Source organism: Pseudidiomarina salilacus (assembly GCF_047323925.1).
Lineage (GTDB): Bacteria > Pseudomonadota > Gammaproteobacteria > Enterobacterales > Alteromonadaceae > Pseudidiomarina > Pseudidiomarina salilacus.
The window spans coordinates 295,680-311,266 of sequence record NZ_CP178751.1 but is presented as its reverse complement, the minus strand read 5'-3'; the positions used below and the strand labels follow the sequence as shown (position 1 = coordinate 311,266).

General features: G+C 49.8%; 14 protein-coding genes. 1 reads left to right on the top strand and 13 read right to left on the bottom strand.

The genetic code is table 11. The features are described 5' to 3' along the window. Nucleotides 1–20: 20 nt before the first annotated feature. Nucleotides 21–950 (bottom strand): LysR family transcriptional regulator, encoded by a 930-nt coding sequence (locus ACJ8W9_RS01425; protein WP_411358149.1) that lies wholly within the window; start codon nt 948–950, stop codon nt 21–23. Nucleotides 951–1,101: 151 nt separating this feature from the next. On the opposite strand from ACJ8W9_RS01425, the gene ACJ8W9_RS01420 reads away from it, so the two are divergent. Beyond that, nucleotides 1,102–1,662, top strand: a complete 561-nt coding sequence (locus ACJ8W9_RS01420) for an FMN-dependent NADH-azoreductase (RefSeq protein ID WP_411358148.1) — start codon at nt 1,102–1,104, stop codon at nt 1,660–1,662. 32 nt (nt 1,663–1,694) lie between these two features. Here the strand turns inward: ACJ8W9_RS01420 and ACJ8W9_RS01415 are convergent, their stop codons facing one another. From ACJ8W9_RS01415 to sdhC, 12 genes are all read right to left on the bottom strand, one after another. Continuing rightward, entirely contained in the window at nt 1,695–2,603 is a 909-nt protein-coding gene (locus ACJ8W9_RS01415) for an MBL fold metallo-hydrolase (RefSeq protein WP_411358147.1), read from the bottom strand. A 69-nt stretch (nt 2,604–2,672) separates the two neighbouring features. Continuing rightward, nucleotides 2,673–3,953 (bottom strand): hypothetical protein, encoded by a 1,281-nt coding sequence (locus ACJ8W9_RS01410; protein WP_411358146.1) that lies wholly within the window; start codon nt 3,951–3,953, stop codon nt 2,673–2,675. Between the two features lie 70 nt (nt 3,954–4,023). Next, a complete protein-coding gene (locus ACJ8W9_RS01405; RefSeq protein ID WP_034730040.1) occupies nt 4,024–4,320 on the bottom strand; it encodes an excalibur calcium-binding domain-containing protein in 297 nt (98 codons plus the stop codon). Between the two features lie 120 nt (nt 4,321–4,440). Next, the gene (locus ACJ8W9_RS01400; protein ID WP_411358145.1) at nt 4,441–5,322 is read right to left on the bottom strand and encodes a DMT family transporter; all 882 of its coding nucleotides are present in this window, start codon (nt 5,320–5,322) and stop codon (nt 4,441–4,443) included. Nucleotides 5,323–5,407: 85 nt separating this feature from the next. Next, a complete protein-coding gene (sucD, locus tag ACJ8W9_RS01395) occupies nt 5,408–6,280 on the bottom strand; it encodes a succinate--CoA ligase subunit alpha (RefSeq protein ID WP_034730047.1) in 873 nt (290 codons plus the stop codon). After that, entirely contained in the window at nt 6,280–7,446 is a 1,167-nt protein-coding gene (sucC, locus tag ACJ8W9_RS01390; RefSeq protein WP_034730050.1) for an ADP-forming succinate--CoA ligase subunit beta, read from the bottom strand. Before sucC ends, sucD begins: the two co-directional genes overlap by 1 nt. Nucleotides 7,447–7,589: 143 nt before the next feature. Then, nucleotides 7,590–9,146 carry a 2-oxoglutarate dehydrogenase complex dihydrolipoyllysine-residue succinyltransferase gene (odhB, locus tag ACJ8W9_RS01385; protein ID WP_411358144.1) on the bottom strand — a complete coding sequence of 519 codons (1,557 nt, stop codon included), beginning with the start codon at nt 9,144–9,146 and terminating at the stop codon, nt 7,590–7,592. A gap of 13 nt (nt 9,147–9,159) precedes the next feature. Beyond that, entirely contained in the window at nt 9,160–11,967 is a 2,808-nt protein-coding gene (locus ACJ8W9_RS01380) for a 2-oxoglutarate dehydrogenase E1 component (RefSeq protein ID WP_411360033.1), read from the bottom strand. A 101-nt stretch (nt 11,968–12,068) separates the two neighbouring features. Further along, the gene (locus ACJ8W9_RS01375; RefSeq protein ID WP_034730056.1) at nt 12,069–12,782 is read right to left on the bottom strand and encodes a succinate dehydrogenase iron-sulfur subunit; all 714 of its coding nucleotides are present in this window, start codon (nt 12,780–12,782) and stop codon (nt 12,069–12,071) included. A 15-nt stretch (nt 12,783–12,797) separates the two neighbouring features. After that, a complete protein-coding gene (gene sdhA / locus ACJ8W9_RS01370; RefSeq protein ID WP_411358142.1) occupies nt 12,798–14,564 on the bottom strand; it encodes a succinate dehydrogenase flavoprotein subunit in 1,767 nt (588 codons plus the stop codon). After that, nucleotides 14,565–14,921: a succinate dehydrogenase, hydrophobic membrane anchor protein gene (sdhD, locus tag ACJ8W9_RS01365; RefSeq protein ID WP_411358141.1), complete on the bottom strand. Its 357-nt coding sequence runs from the start codon at nt 14,919–14,921 to the stop codon at nt 14,565–14,567. Next, nucleotides 14,915–15,289, bottom strand: coding sequence for a succinate dehydrogenase, cytochrome b556 subunit (gene sdhC, locus ACJ8W9_RS01360; protein WP_411358140.1), 375 nt, complete (start codon nt 15,287–15,289; stop codon nt 14,915–14,917). Before sdhC ends, sdhD begins: the two co-directional genes overlap by 7 nt. Nucleotides 15,290–15,587 lie beyond the last annotated feature (298 nt).

The following is a 15,587-nucleotide window of genomic DNA, read 5'->3' as shown; positions in this document are numbered from 1 at the left end:
GTTTGAATGAGTGTATTGAACTACGCGTCGGCAATCAATAACGAACGTTGTGCTACCGCAGGAATATGTTCAACCATATAGTCGATAAACACGCGTACCGCAGGTAACAGGCCTCGTCGATGGGGATACACCAGATGCATAATGTGAACCGGTAGCCGCCAGTTCGGTAAGACTTCTTGTAACAACCCTGCACGTATCGCGTCCATACACAAATAACTGGGGAGAGAAACCAATCCCTGGCCCTGTATAGCAGCTTCGCGTAAAACTATCATGTCGTCGGTGATGAGCTTTGGTTGCATACTAATACTCAACTGCTCACCGTCGTCGGCAGTTAACTGATAACCATAGCGCCCGCTGGTGTAGTGCAACGATAAATGCGGAAAATCAATCAGATCAAGTGGGTGCTTTGGCTCGCCACGCGCGGCAACTAAGCTGGGTGCACCATAAAGGGTATGTTGGGAATCGGCCAACGGCCGCGCCACGAGCGACGAGTCCTCTATGTTTGCCCGTACTCGCAAGGCCACATCAATTCCCTCGTCAATCAGGCTCACCGGTCGATTGGTCACCATCAGCTCAACATTCACTTCACTATAGTCGCGCATAAAAGCGGGTAGCAACTCGGTCAATAAACTTTGACTCAGCGCATAGGGAGCGCTGACATGGACGGTGCCGCGGGGCGTCTCACGCAACAGCTGAGTGACTTGCTGCGCCGCTTCGGCCGCATTGACCAGCGCCTCGCAATGAATCAAAAACGCTTGGCCAACATCGGTGAGCTTTAATCCTTTGCTAGTGCGATGCACCAAACGAATGCCCTGCTCTTCTTCGAGCTCGGTCAAACGACGGCTGAGGGTCGACTTCGGCATGCCAAGCTCACGTGCCCCAGCGCTAATACTGCCGGCGGCAACGACGCGCGCAAAGATTAAATAGTTGGTTAAGTCGGGTAAAGACATCAGACGGCCTCCTCGGCAAGCGTTGACTCAACACTTCGTTCCATTTTTGGAACGATAGATTCCATAATAGCCATCTACCACCATTTTTGGAACCCATGTAAGCTTACTGACATTGAAAACACAGCGCATTTATCTACTTTGGAGAACGAATATGAGTATTTTACATTTAGACTCGGGGTTATTTATTGAACAATCAGTGAGCCGTAAACTCAGCAAGCAAATCGTCCAGCGTATCGCCAAAGCTGATGACACTGTCGTTTACCGCGATCTGGTCAGTAATCCAGTGCCGCATCTTGACGCTGAAACTTTGCTGGCAGAAAACAACGAGCTGACGCAAACCTTATTAGACGAAGTTTTTGCTGCAGACACGCTAGTGATTGGCGCACCAATGTATAACTTCACGATTCCAACGCAATTGAAAGCCTGGTTAGACCGTATTTTGAAAGCGGGCGTGACTTTTAAGTACACCGAACAGGGCCCGGAAGGTTTGCTGAAGGGTAAGAAAGTCTATATTGCTTCAGGTCGTGGTGGTATCTATAGCGAAGGCGCGGCAGCAGCCATGGACCATCAAGAAAGCTATCTGCGTAATGCATTAGGCTTCGTTGGCATCACTGACATCACCGTGATTCGTGCCGAAGGTGTCAACCTTGGTGAAGAGCCTCGTCAACAAGCACTTGCTGCCGCCGACGAGGCCATCGCAGAACTCGCTTAACCGCTAGTCAGAACGCACTTGTACGAAGCAGCCTATTGGGCTGCTTCGACACGTGTGGTGTAGTTTGCCGGAACCCAGCGATAACCGTCACCGTCAGCCTTCATGCGACCAATGCCCGGAAAGGCAATATGCGCGCCCGCCACCCAGTATTCATTCTCAGCAATCGTTTTAAATAGCGCTAAGCGCTGTGCACGCGCCGCTGCTGGATCGCTGTCATACTGAATGGTCACTTCTGGATGGGCAAACTGAACGCCCGCGACATGTAAGGTATCGCCCCACACCACCATAGTTTGACCGCCACTCTCAACATGGTAAACGCTGTGACCTGGGGTGTGTCCTGAGGTTGGGTTTATCTTGATGCCGTCGTGAATTTGCTCACCATCGGCGAAGGTCTTAAATTTATCCGCGGCTTGATACGGTGCGTACTTAGCAGCTGCACTCTCCGCTGTAGCGTCACGCTCATGCACATAAACAGTTGCATTTGGGAAGCTTCGCTTACCGTCGTTAACTAAGCCACTCACATGGTCGCCATGGAAATGCGTGATGTACACCGCATCAATATCGTCGACGCTATAGCCTGCAGCGGCTAAGTGGGTGGTCAATTTGCCTAAAGCTGGACTGACGCCCGCCCCCATGCCGGTATCGATAAGTATCTGATACTCACCGGTGTCGACTAAGAATCCGTTGATTGAGCCTTCGACAGGCGACTCCATAAAATGCTCCGCCATGGCCTCACGAATTTTATCTTCGTCCCAATGCAGTAACCGATGGGCCGGCATATCGCTGGTGCCATCGTTCAACGCGGTCACCACAAAGTCACCGACATTCATACGATAAAAACCAGGCGCTTGGCCGAGTTGATGATCATCTGCTTGAGCTGTGCTAACGAGCACTGAACTCGCAGCCAATGCGCTTAGCAAAGCCGTTTTCGATAGTTTCATTGCATCCTCCAATCGTAAGTGCTGCTTTTGCAGCGTGCTGATTAGGTATGGTCGATCGCGCAAAAAAGTTCAAAGTTGCGGATAACGGGCTGCCACCTGAGCACGCAGTTGTTGCGCAAATACGTCGTCAGTCAACTGCGCTAACAGCTCAAAATAAAGATCGGCACTGTCCCGTCGCCCTTGGGTAGCGAGTTCATTCACGTAAGTAAACCAGAGAAAGTACAGGCCATGTGGATATTGCTGCCGGATACGATCGTCAATTTGCTGTGCCCATAACAGGCCGCACGCATAATGAATCTCAATCGGGTCGCTGGTGCTTGCGCACTTCTCTTCAGCGCTACGCACGCGATGTTGCAAGTAGATGCCGTTGGCATAAATGGAGCGCAAATAACTGAGTGCCATAAACTCCGCCGCACCCTCATGGATCCATGCTTGGTCGGTAGTGAACTGTCCACCTTGATACAGATGCGCAATTTCATGCGCTACGAACCATAGCGTATCTTCCACAAAATAAGGTGCCGTGGCTCGCTCCGCCATACTGTGCCCGTACCAGTGCAGCATCATTTGATTGCCAATCACCCCGCCTTGATAACCAAAGCGGCCGTTATCTGTCGGGCTAAAGGATGCCAATAACATGGGTTGCTGCTCCAATAACGGCAGGCGCTGATTAAAGAATGCTTTCATGGGTGGCACATCGCGCGCCAACCGCTGCTTTAGACTGTCTGGCAGGATCGGATCGATAATGGTCTGCAAACCATCATCTAATGCCTCACGGGGCGCTTGGGGGCCAACATAGACCACCACTCCATCGCTCGCTTCTTCGCGCCATTGTAGTTCGCCACGCGCACTCTCGCCCGGCAACCGAATATAATCGCTCAACGGCGCCTGCATCGAGAAGTCATAAGTGAAGCGCAAGGCACTCGAACAGCTTTCTGGGCAGACTTTAAAACGCCCACTAAACCAGCCAACACCGCTGTCTGAAAACGGCGCAAAAGGTGCATAATCTTTACGTAACATGACGTAGCTAGGGGTGAGCTGAAACGCTACGCTGTTAAAGCTATTGCCGTCGACGCGTGCGATATATTCTTGATCCGTCTCGCTGTCGATCGCTAAGTAATAATCTGGCTCTAGCGGCTGCCAGCGTTTAATGCGGGAATGATCTGGATTGCGTACAAAAGTGGCGCGTTGCACCGGTTCGTCGAACTTGTACGAAACGAACCATTCGTTATCGGCGGTGCGACTCATCGCCACCACAACGTTCGCCACCGAGTTTTCTTTCAACCACGCGGCGGCCAACCAAATGCCTATGGCGCAACCAAGCAGAATGAGTAACACAGGTTTTTTATGCATCTTCAACAACCTTTATCAGCACCTTTCAAGCATAGGTGTTCTGAGGTAGGTTGCCTAGTGCTTTTGCCGGTCAATTTTGCTCAACAGGAAAATCTTGCTCGCACGGAATACCGTTATCATTATCGTCGAGATGAGTCTCGGGACAGTTGGAGAGAAAGAACATGGCTTCTTCTTTTGATTTCATCTGATAGCAGTATTGACGACCATCACAGCGAAAATTGGGGTCGCGCTTATAAACTGCACCCTGCACCCCTTGAACAATTTCTTTGATCAAACCGCGCTCTTCGCCGCGTTTCTCAGCTTCTTGATTGAGGTGATAATTCCAAGCAGCAAGCGCCAAAATCGCTAGTAATATCCACTTTTTCATTAATGTGTCTCCGCGCGACAACTTTGATGTGGAATCCGACAGTGCGAATGCACTGCGTTTTAAATAGCCTAGCGCAAGTTAGCCAGATGTAAATCATTAATTCTATTAGGTGATAATGTTTTATTTTTGTTTATTTCTACTACGAATCACTAAACTGATGGCAAATAAAATAACCGCGCTGGCGATGATAAAACGCGAAGTTATCGGTTCGTTGACGAGTAACAAACCACCGAACGCAGCAATGAGCGGGACCGAAAGTTGTGCCACCGCCGCAGTACTGACACGTAACAATGGTAAAGCGCGAAACCACAGCGCATAGCCCACCGCTGAGGTCAGACTACCGGACACGCCGGCCAGCAACGAACCTGCAATCCCGCCGCTGCCAGTCCAGTCAACCAATAATAACGACGGCAAGGCCAACAGCAGCGCCCGTTGAAAATGGAACTGGGTGTCTACCAGCGGAGTGCTGGAACCGCGTCCAACGGTGCTATAAGCTCCCCAAGCACTGCCCGCCAACAACATCATGGCGACCGCCACGGCGGATAAAGGATCGGCAAACTGCGGCCAGACTAAATAGGTAAAACCGGCCAGTGCCAAGGCGATGCCGCCAAGCTCAATTACGGCAAAACGCTCACCACGCCAAGCCGCTATCAACAACATACTAAGCTGTACTGCGGTAAACAGTATCAGCGCGCCGACGCCAGTCGCTAATTCGATGTAGGCATAGGCGAATGCGTAGGCATAAAGCAACAACCACAATGCGCCCCACCAGGGCAGCTTTCGCCGTGCTACGCATGGTTGTTCGGCCCTTGACTTGCCATGCTGCCAGCGCACCAATAACCACAAGGTCATGGCCCCAGTGAGCAAGCGTATTAAACTGAAATTGACTGGATCCATGGCATAATCAGCCAGTGCCCAGCGACACAAGATCGAATTACCGGCGAAAGCAATCAGCGCTAACAGGGTAAAACTTATGGTCTTCAGAAGTGGCGATTGCAGCATGATTCACCTATTGAATTGCGGGCAATAAAAAACCCAGCAACTTCGCAGTTACTGGGTTTTCATCATAACGTTTTAAACTCGCTGCTTACCAGCCAGTTTTCTCGCGTAATGCTTTACCGATGTCAGCTAGGCTGCGAACCGTTTTCACGCCAGCTGCTTCAAGTGCGGCGAATTTCTCGTCAGCAGTACCTTTACCGCCAGAGATGATCGCACCAGCGTGGCCCATACGCTTACCAGGAGGAGCTGTTACACCGGCAATGTAAGAAACCACTGGCTTACTTACATTGTGCTTGATGTATTCTGCAGCTTCTTCTTCAGCAGTACCACCGATTTCACCGATCATCACGATAGCTTCAGTTTCTGGATCTTTCTCAAACAACTCAAGGATGTCGATAAAGTTTGAACCAGGAATTGGGTCACCACCGATACCAACACAAGTCGATTGGCCAAAGCCTTCGTCAGTGGTTTGCTTGACCGCTTCATAAGTCAAAGTACCTGAACGCGATACGATACCCACTTTACCTTTCTTGTGGATGTGACCTGGCATGATACCGATCTTGCACTCGTCTGGGGTGATAACGCCCGGGCAGTTTGGACCGATCATACGCACGCCTTTGTGAGTCAAGTATTCTTTCACGTAAAGCATATCCAAAGTTGGGATACCTTCAGTGATACACACGATCAATTCGATACCAGCGTCCGCAGCTTCAACAATTGAATCTTTACAGAAAGGCGCAGGTACGTAGATGACAGACGCAGTTGCACCGGTCGCTTCAACCGCTTCACGCACAGTGTTGAAAACTGGCAAACCTAGGTGCGTTTGACCGCCTTTACCTGGAGTCACACCACCAACCATTTGTGTACCGTAAGCGATCGCTTGCTCAGAGTGAAAAGTACCCTGACCACCAGTGAAACCCTGGCAGATAACTTTGGTGTTTTTATCGATCAAGATAGACATTATTGACCTCCTGCCGCAGCAACCACTTTATCAGCAGCGTCAGACAAGCTTTCTGCTGCGATAATGTTCAGGCCACTTTCTGCTAATTTCTGACGACCTAACTCTGCGTTGTTACCTTCAAGACGCACAACTACAGGTACTTTCACGCCAACTTCTTCAACCGCGCCCATGATGCCTTCGGCAATCATGTCACAACGTACGATACCGCCGAAGATGTTCACTAGAACCGCTTTTACTGCATCGTCAGAAAGGATGATTTTAAATGCTTCGGTCACACGCTCTTTGGTCGCGCCGCCACCAACATCCAAGAAGTTCGCTGGCTCGCCGCCGGCAAGCTTAACGATGTCCATGGTACCCATCGCTAGACCAGCACCATTGACCATGCAGCCGATGTTACCGTCAAGAGCAACGTAGTTCAGTTCCCACTTCGCCGCTTGCGCTTCACGCTCGTCTTCTTGCGAAGGATCGTGCATTTCACGGATTTTTGGCTGACGATAGAGCGCGTTGCTGTCGATGTTGATTTTGCCGTCTAAGCAGTGCAGGTTGCCTTGCTCAGTGATCACCAACGGGTTGATTTCAAGCAAAGCGAAGTCGTACTGTTCGAACATTTTCGCCAGACCCAAGAAGATCTTGGTGAACTGCTTCACTTGCTCTGGGTTAAGACCCAATTTGAAACCCAGTTCACGACCTTGGAAAGGCTGTGCGCCGACCGTTGGGTCGATCACGGCTTTCAAGATTTTTTCAGGTGTTTCTTCTGCAACTTTCTCGATTTCAACACCACCTTCGGTTGACGCCATGAACACGATTTTACGTGTCGCACGGTCAACAACTGCGCCTAAGTACAGTTCTGAAGCGATATCAGTGAGGCTCTCAACCAAGATTTTCGCAACTGGCTGACCATTTGCGTCTGTTTGATACGTCACTAGGTTTTTACCTAGCCAGTTGTCGGCAAACGCGTGCACTTCGTCAAGGCTAGAAACAAGTTTTACACCGCCCGCTTTACCGCGGCCACCGGCGTGGACTTGCGCTTTAACAACCCAACGCTCACCGCCAATTTTTTTAGCGGCTTCAACAGCTTCGTCTGCAGTGTCAACTGCGAAGCCTTCAGATACTGGCAAACCGAACTCTCTAAAGAGTTGTTTAGCCTGATACTCATGCAAATTCATGATGATCTTCCGATTCGTTTGAACAACAAAAGCAGCGTCGCGCTGCTTACCCGAAAATTCGCGCGTATTTTACAGTTTTGCGCGCAAAAAAGACAGCCGCATGTGCAAATGTCATGACATCGCAACATGCGGCTTCAGTCTATTTAGATGTCCAACAACAAACGTTGTGGATCTTCTAACAACTCTTTAATGGTGACCAAGAAGCCTACTGACTCCTTGCCATCGACGATGCGGTGGTCGTATGACAACGCCAAATACATCATTGGCAAGATCTCGACTTTTCCGTCCACTGCCATTGGGCGGTCTTGGATTTTATGCATGCCTAAGATCGCACTTTGTGGTGGGTTCAAAATTGGCGTTGATAGCAGTGAACCGAACACACCACCATTGGTGATAGTAAAGTTACCGCCTTGCATATCGTCCATCGTCAACTTGCCGTCACGACCTTTAATCGCAAGGTCACGGATGCCATTTTCGATTTCCGCAATGCTCATTTTGTCGGTATCACGCAACACTGGGGTCACTAGGCCACGCGGCGTCGACACAGCAATGCTGATATCGAAATAGTTATGGTACACGATATCGTCGCCATCAATTGACGCGTTCACTTCTGGGAAACGCTTAAGAGCTTCTGTCACAGCCTTCACGTAGAAGCCCATGAAACCTAAACGGGTGTCATGACGCTTCTCAAATTCGTCTTTGTACTTCGAACGCAAGTCCATGATTGGCTTCATGTTGACTTCGTTAAAGGTAGTCAGCATGGCGGTCGCGTTCTTCGCTTCAAGCAAACGCTTGGCGATGGTCTTACGCAGACGTGTCATAGGCACACGCTTCTGGTCGCGATCACCAGCAGCTGCTGGAGCTTGGCTCTCGCTCTTGGCTGCTGCAGGCGTCTCTTTCTTACCACCGTCTTTGACGTGTTTTTCAACGTCTTCTTTGGTGACACGTCCGCCTTTACCAGTGCCTTTTACATCAGACGCTTTGAGGTCGTGTTCTGCGAGTAAACGACGCACGGCAGGACCTGCGACTTCGCTATCGCCGTCGTCATCCTTGCTATCGTCATTCGCAGAAGCAGTAGACTTCTCAGCAGTGTCGGTGTTTTCGGCAGCTGCGCCGGCTTCAACAATACCGATAACGTCATCAGCGCCTACGGTTGCGCCCTCTTCCTGTTTAATCTCAGCAAGCACGCCATCGGCTGGAGCCACAACTTCAAGCACAACTTTATCGGTTTCGATGTCGACTAAGTTTTGATCACGGGTGACTTTCTCGCCCGCTTTCACGTGCCAAGTGGCGATAGTAGCGTCGGCAACTGATTCTGGTAGCTGTGGCACTTTAACTTCAAGTTTCTCGCCGCTGCCCGATTTTGCTGCTGGCTTGTCGTCAGCTTTTTTGTCGTCTGACTTTTTCTCCGCAGATTTCTCTGACGCTTCAGATTTTTTGTCATCTGATTTAGCTGCACCGTCACCTTTCTCAAGTTTACCGATCACTTCATCAGCGCCAACAGTAGCGCCTTCTTCAGCGATAATTTCGCCAATCACACCGTCTTCAGGTGCAACCACTTCAAGGACAACTTTGTCGGTTTCAATATCGACCAGATTTTGATCGCGCGATACTTTATCACCTGGCTTAACGTGCCAAGTAGCGACTGTCGCGTCAGCAACAGATTCAGGTAGTTGTGGAACTTTAATATCAATAGCCATGGTCAATTATCACCTATTTAATGGTTAGCGCGTCATCGACTAATTTTTGCTGCTGTTTGTTGTGCTCAGACAAGTAACCTACTGCTGGTGCAGCCGAAGCTTCACGGCCAGCATAAGTTAAGTCTGCGCCCTTCGGAATTGCCGCTCTAAAATGATGCTGGCTGCTATACCAGGCACCTTGGTTTTGCGGTTCTTCTTGGCACCAAACAAAATCTTTCACATGCTTGTATTCTTTCAAAATCTCAGCCACTTCTTCAGCTGGGAACGGATACAACTGCTCGATACGAATAATAGCAACATCTGTTTGCTCGCGCTCACGGCGCTCTTTTAACAGATCGTAGTACACTTTGCCGGAGCAGAAGATGACCCGCTTCACTTTTTTCGCATCTAAGCTGTCAATTTCGCCAATCGCATTCTGGAATACGCCATCGGTCATTTCATCAAGATCAGAAACAGCTAACGGATGGCGCAACAACGACTTCGGTGTCATCACGATAAGCGGACGACGCACCGGACGCAATTGCTGGCGGCGCAACATATGGAACACCTGAGCTGGTGTGGTAGGTACACACACCGACCAGTTATGATCCGCAGACAGCTGCAAGAACCGCTCTAAACGCGCTGAGCTGTGCTCTGGACCTTGTCCCTCGTAGCCATGTGGCAACAACATGGTTAAGCCGCACAAGCGACCCCATTTTTGTTCACCTGAGCTAAGGAACTGGTCAATCACCACTTGCGCGCCGTTGACAAAGTCACCGAACTGGGCTTCCCAAAGCACTAAAGCTTTAGGTTCAGCAGTGGCGTAACCATATTCGAAAGCAACAACGGCAGCTTCCGACAACACTGAATCATAAATTTCGATCGGCCCTTGGCCTTCGCGAATGTTATTCAGCGGCATATAAGTCGATGCATCTTTTTGATTATGCAACACCGCATGGCGATGGAAGAAGGTACCGCGACCACTGTCTTGGCCGGTCATACGAATATGAATGCCTTGGTCCACTAAACTAGCGTACGCTAAGGTCTCGGCAAAGCCCCAATCGGCTTTCTTCTCACCTTTCGCCATTTTCAGGCGCTCGTCATAAACTTTTTTCACCCGCGAGTGCAGTTTATAACCTTCAGGCACGCTGCTCATGGCAACGCCAAGCTCTTCGAGCTGGGCCTTGCTAATTTTTGCATCGTACTCAACATCCCATTCGTTGCCGATGTACTGCGACCAATCGCTCGAGTGCGCTTTCATTTCGCGCCACTCGTCGACCACGATTTCACCTTTATCGAGCTGGTCACGGTACTCACTAACGAGCGACTCCTCTTGATCGCCATTAATAACGCCAGCGTCAGCAAGACGCTGTGCATAAATACTGCGCGCAACCGGATGCTTCTTCACTTTCGCATACATGAGCGGCTGCGTAGCACTTGGCTCGTCGGCTTCGTTATGGCCGTGGCGGCGATAACAAACCAAATCGATCATCACATCACGCTTGAATTCGTTGCGGAAATCAATGGCTAACTGCGTGACAAATACCACTGCTTCCGGATCGTCTGCATTGACGTGGAAAATCGGTGCCTGCACCATTTTCGCAATGTCGGTACAGTATTGCGTCGAACGCGTATCTTCACGCTTCGAAGTGGTAAAACCAACTTGGTTATTGACCACAATACGAATCGACCCTCCACACTGGAAGCCGCGCGTTTGCGACATGTTAAAGGTTTCTTGCACTATACCTTGGCCAGCGATCGCTGAGTCACCGTGAATGGTAATTGGCAATACTTTTGAGCCGTCTTTGTCGCCCAAGCGATCCATCCGTGCACGTACTGAGCCCATTACCACTGGGTTGACGATCTCTAAGTGCGACGGGTTAAACGCTAACGCTAGGTGAACATCGCCACCTGGGGTCGCAAAGTCAGATGAGAAGCCCATGTGGTACTTCACGTCACCTGAACCTTTGTTGGTCGCATGCTTACCGGCAAACTCATCAAACAAGTCTTGTGGCTTTTTACCGAGTACGTTCACCAGCACGTTCAAACGTCCGCGGTGCGCCATACCGATAACAGCTTCTTTGGTACCTTGCTCGCCGGCGCGGCTAATCAACGCTTTCAACATTGGAATCAAGCTATCGCCGCCTTCCAATGAAAAACGCTTCGCACCTGGGAATTTCGAGCCAAGGTATTTTTCCAGACCATCGGCAGCGATCAACTCTTTGAGGATCTTCTGTTGATGTTCTTTACTGAATTCTGGGCATCCACGCACACCTTCCAAACGCTGTTGGATCCAACGTTTTTCTTCGGTTGAAACAATGTGCATGTACTCTGCGCCTACTGAACCACAGTAGATTTGATCGAGTAACTTGTGAATCTCGCCAAGCTTCATGGTTTCTTGCCCAACGGCAAGTGATCCGACATTAAATTCTTTGTCGTAATCATCCTTTGAAAGCTCATGGTGCTCAAGTGACAAGTCAGGAACTTGCTCTTGCTTCCACAAATCGAGTGGATCAAGGTTCGCGTGCTGATGACCGCGGAAGCGGTAAGCATTAATCAGCTGCAGCACTCGCACTTGTTTCTGATCGGGGGCACCGGCAACAACCGTTCCTGCTTGCTTTAGCTTGTTCTTAGCAAGGGTTCGGAATTGCTCACGAATTTCACTGTGCTTGGTGTCTTGGCCGCTACCTTCACGCGGCAACTGGTCGAAAAACTTTCGCCATTCATCACCAACAGCAGTAGGGTCATCGAGGTACACTTCGAAAAGCTCCTCGACATAGGCCATATTACCACCCGCCAGGTGGGAAGATTCTAGCCAGGCTTGCATTACGCCGTCTTGCATCGCTGTTCCTTCACACTCGTTTCATAAAAAAATAGCCATCCAAGCTGGATGGCTATTTCGATACAGCTTGGCCATTACTATAGCAAATCAACGCGATAGTATTAAATCGCGCGACTCAATAGCATGGATTTGATGTGTCCAATAGCCTTGGTTGGATTCAAACCTTTCGGGCAAACGTTCACACAGTTCATGATACCGTGGCAACGGAAGACACTAAAGGCATCATCCAAATCGTCTAAGCGTTGTTCGGTTGCAGTGTCGCGACTATCGATCAAGAAACGATACGCATGCAACAAGCCTGCAGGGCCGATAAATTTATCTGGGTTCCACCAGAACGACGGGCATGAGGTTGAACAACATGCACACAAAATGCACTCGTACAAACCATCAAGCTTCGCACGCTCTTCTGGCGACTGCAAACGCTCACGCGCAGGTGGCGTTTTGTCGTCGTTAATCAAAAACGGTTTGATCTTCTCGTACTGCTTGTAGAACTGAGTCATGTCTACAATCAAATCACGAATCACCGGCAAACCAGGCAACGGACGAATCACAACTTTGTTGCCTTTCAAGGCAGACAATGGCGTGATACAGGCCAAACCGTTCTTGCCGTTCATGTTCAAACCGTCAGAACCACACACACCTTCACGGCATGAGCGACGGAATGCTAACGTTGGATCTTGCTCTTTCAATTTCAACAGCAAGTCCAGCACCATCATGTCCTGCTTCTCTTCGAGTTCGAGAGTGTAGTCCTTCATGTAGGGTGCGTTATCAACATCCGGGTTGTAACGATAAACTGATATGCTCAACTTCTTCATCGTTGTCACCTAACCTTAGTAAGTCCGCGCTTTCGGCGGGAATGCTTCACGCAGCTTCGGCTGCATATTCACTTCGCGCTTCACCACTGATTCGTCAACCGGACGATACACTGAGTGTACCAACCAATTTTCATCGTCACGATCTGGGTAGTCAGCACGGCTATGCGCACCACGACTCTCGGTACGGAAGTTCGCTGAAACGGCCGTCGAGTATGCGGTTTCCATCAAGTTATCAAGCTCTAAGCACTCGATACGCTGGGTGTTAAACTCTGCACTGGTATCGTCAAGACGCGCATTCTGTAGGCGTTCACGGATTTCTTTCAGCTCCGCTAAGCCCTCTTTCATTGCTTCGCCTTCACGGAAGACCGAGAAGTTCAACTGCATGCACTGCTGCAAGTCTTTCTTGATTTGCGCTGGGTCTTCGCCTTTTTGCGTTGATTCCCAACGATTAGTGCGCGCTAGCGCTGCATCGATATCGTCTTGACTTGCTTCACGTGCTTCGGTGTTCGCTGCCAAGGCTTCGCCAAGGTGCAAGCCAGTTGCTCGACCGAAGACCACCAAATCAAGCAACGAGTTGCCGCCTAAGCGGTTCGCGCCGTGTACTGATACACAAGCGATCTCACCACAAGCAAACAAGCCTTGGATAGGTGTCGCTTTACCGTCTTCATCGATTTGCAATGCTTGACCGTTCACGTCGGTCGGAATTCCGCCCATCATGTAGTGACAGGTTGGAATGACCGGAATCGGCTCTTCCGCTGGATCGACGTGTGCGAAAGTTTTCGCTAAGTCACAAACACCTGGTAAACGGCTTTCAAGCACGTCACGACCCAAGTGGTCGAGCTTCAATTTCAGGTGTGGACCCCATGGGCCATCGCAACCACGACCTTCGCGAATTTCGGTCATCATTGACCGTGCGACTACGTCACGTGATGCCAAGTCTTTCGCGTTCGGCGCGTAACGCTCCATGAAGCGTTCGCCATCTTTATTCAATAAGTAACCACCTTCACCACGGCAACCTTCAGTTACCAGAGTACCGGCACCGGCGATACCGGTTGGGTGGAACTGCCACATTTCCATATCTTGTACTGGCACGCCAGCACGCAGCGCCATACCAACGCCGTCACCGGTGTTAATGTGCGCGTTTGTGGTAGAAGCATAAATACGGCCTGCACCACCAGTGGCAAGAACGACTGCTTTCGCTTTCACGAAGAAGACTTCACCGGTTTCGATGTTCATGGTGGTTACACCCACCACAGCACCGTCTTGGTTCTTCACCAGGTCAAGCGCATACCATTCAGAAAATACGGTGGTTTTGTTTTTTACGTTTTGCTGATAAAGCAAGTGCAACAAGGCGTGACCGGTACGGTCAGCAGCTGCAGCGGTACGTGCCGCCTGCTCGCCACCAAAGGCTTTTGATTGGCCACCAAATGGACGCTGATAAACTTTACCGTTCTCGAAGCGTGAGAATGGCAAGCCCATGTTTTCCAGTTCCAAAATAGCTTCTGGACCGGTTTTACACATGTATTCAATCGCGTCTTGGTCACCGATGTAGTCCGAACCTTTAACGGTATCGAACATGTGCCATTCCCAGTTATCTTCGTGCGCATTACCTAACGCTACGGTGATACCACCTTGCGCAGATACCGTGTGCGAACGGGTTGGGAAGACTTTCGACATCAGTGCACAGGTCATGCCTGACTGAGAGATTTGCAGTGCCGCGCGCATACCCGCGCCGCCAGCACCAATGACTACTGCATCAAATTCGAGTGTTTGTACGCTCACTTACACACCCTCCACAGGCCACACTACGAGTAGGCCAGTTAGCCAGTACACGATAAGTGCAACACTTACTACGAATTGAATGAAAGCTCGTAAGCCAGAATTTTTCACGTAATCAGTCAAGACTTGCCAGATACCAATCCAGCCGTGAATCAACACTGACGTTAGCGCCAACATGGTGAAGATTTTCATGCCTAAGTGCGCGAACAAGTTGGTCCACACGGCATAGTTGATGGTTTCTGCTGAAACCAAAAAACTCACCATAAAAATGCTGTACAACGCCATGATGATGGCGCTTGCGCGTAGCAGGATAAAGTCGTGCGTACCGCTACGGCCGAAAGTTGAAGCTACTTTTACCATAACCACACCCCTGCTAAGACTGACAGAATGATTGCTAACACGAATACGATTTGTGCGCTAATACGACCCGATTTGAGCTCTTCGCAGTAGCCCATATCCATGATCATGTGGCGCACACCCGCTAATAAGTGATAGCCAAGTGCAGTTAAGATGCCCCAAGCGATAAACTTAGCAATGAAGCTGGTGAATAACTCATACACCATTGCAAAGCCTTCGTTCGACTGCAGTGACGTAGCTAACGCCCACACCAGCAGTCCGACTGAAATCAACATGATTACGCCAGAAACTCGATGCAGAATGGAACTAAGTCCCGCAGCGGGGAGACTAATGGTTGTAAGGTCTAAATTTACAGGTCTTTGTTTTTTCACGATTGTTGTGCCTTTTAGAAAAGCATTGTTAACATGCTCGGAACTTCAAACATCCTCGTCCTAGAACATTGGTGAGAGGACCCTGTGAGATCGCCGCCAAAGTATATAAGCCAGAGCTAAAGATTACAATTCTCTGACCGCGACTTTCCTAAGAAAAACGTGAATTTTTTCGCTTTAGATCAAGTAAATCGATTCAGCGTTTTTCCGCAACCCTACCTTAGTCGAATACCCAAAATTTAGATCTCCACGTATAACGATTAAACGAAATTTTTTCTCGCGCGAGTGTCATCCAATCGCA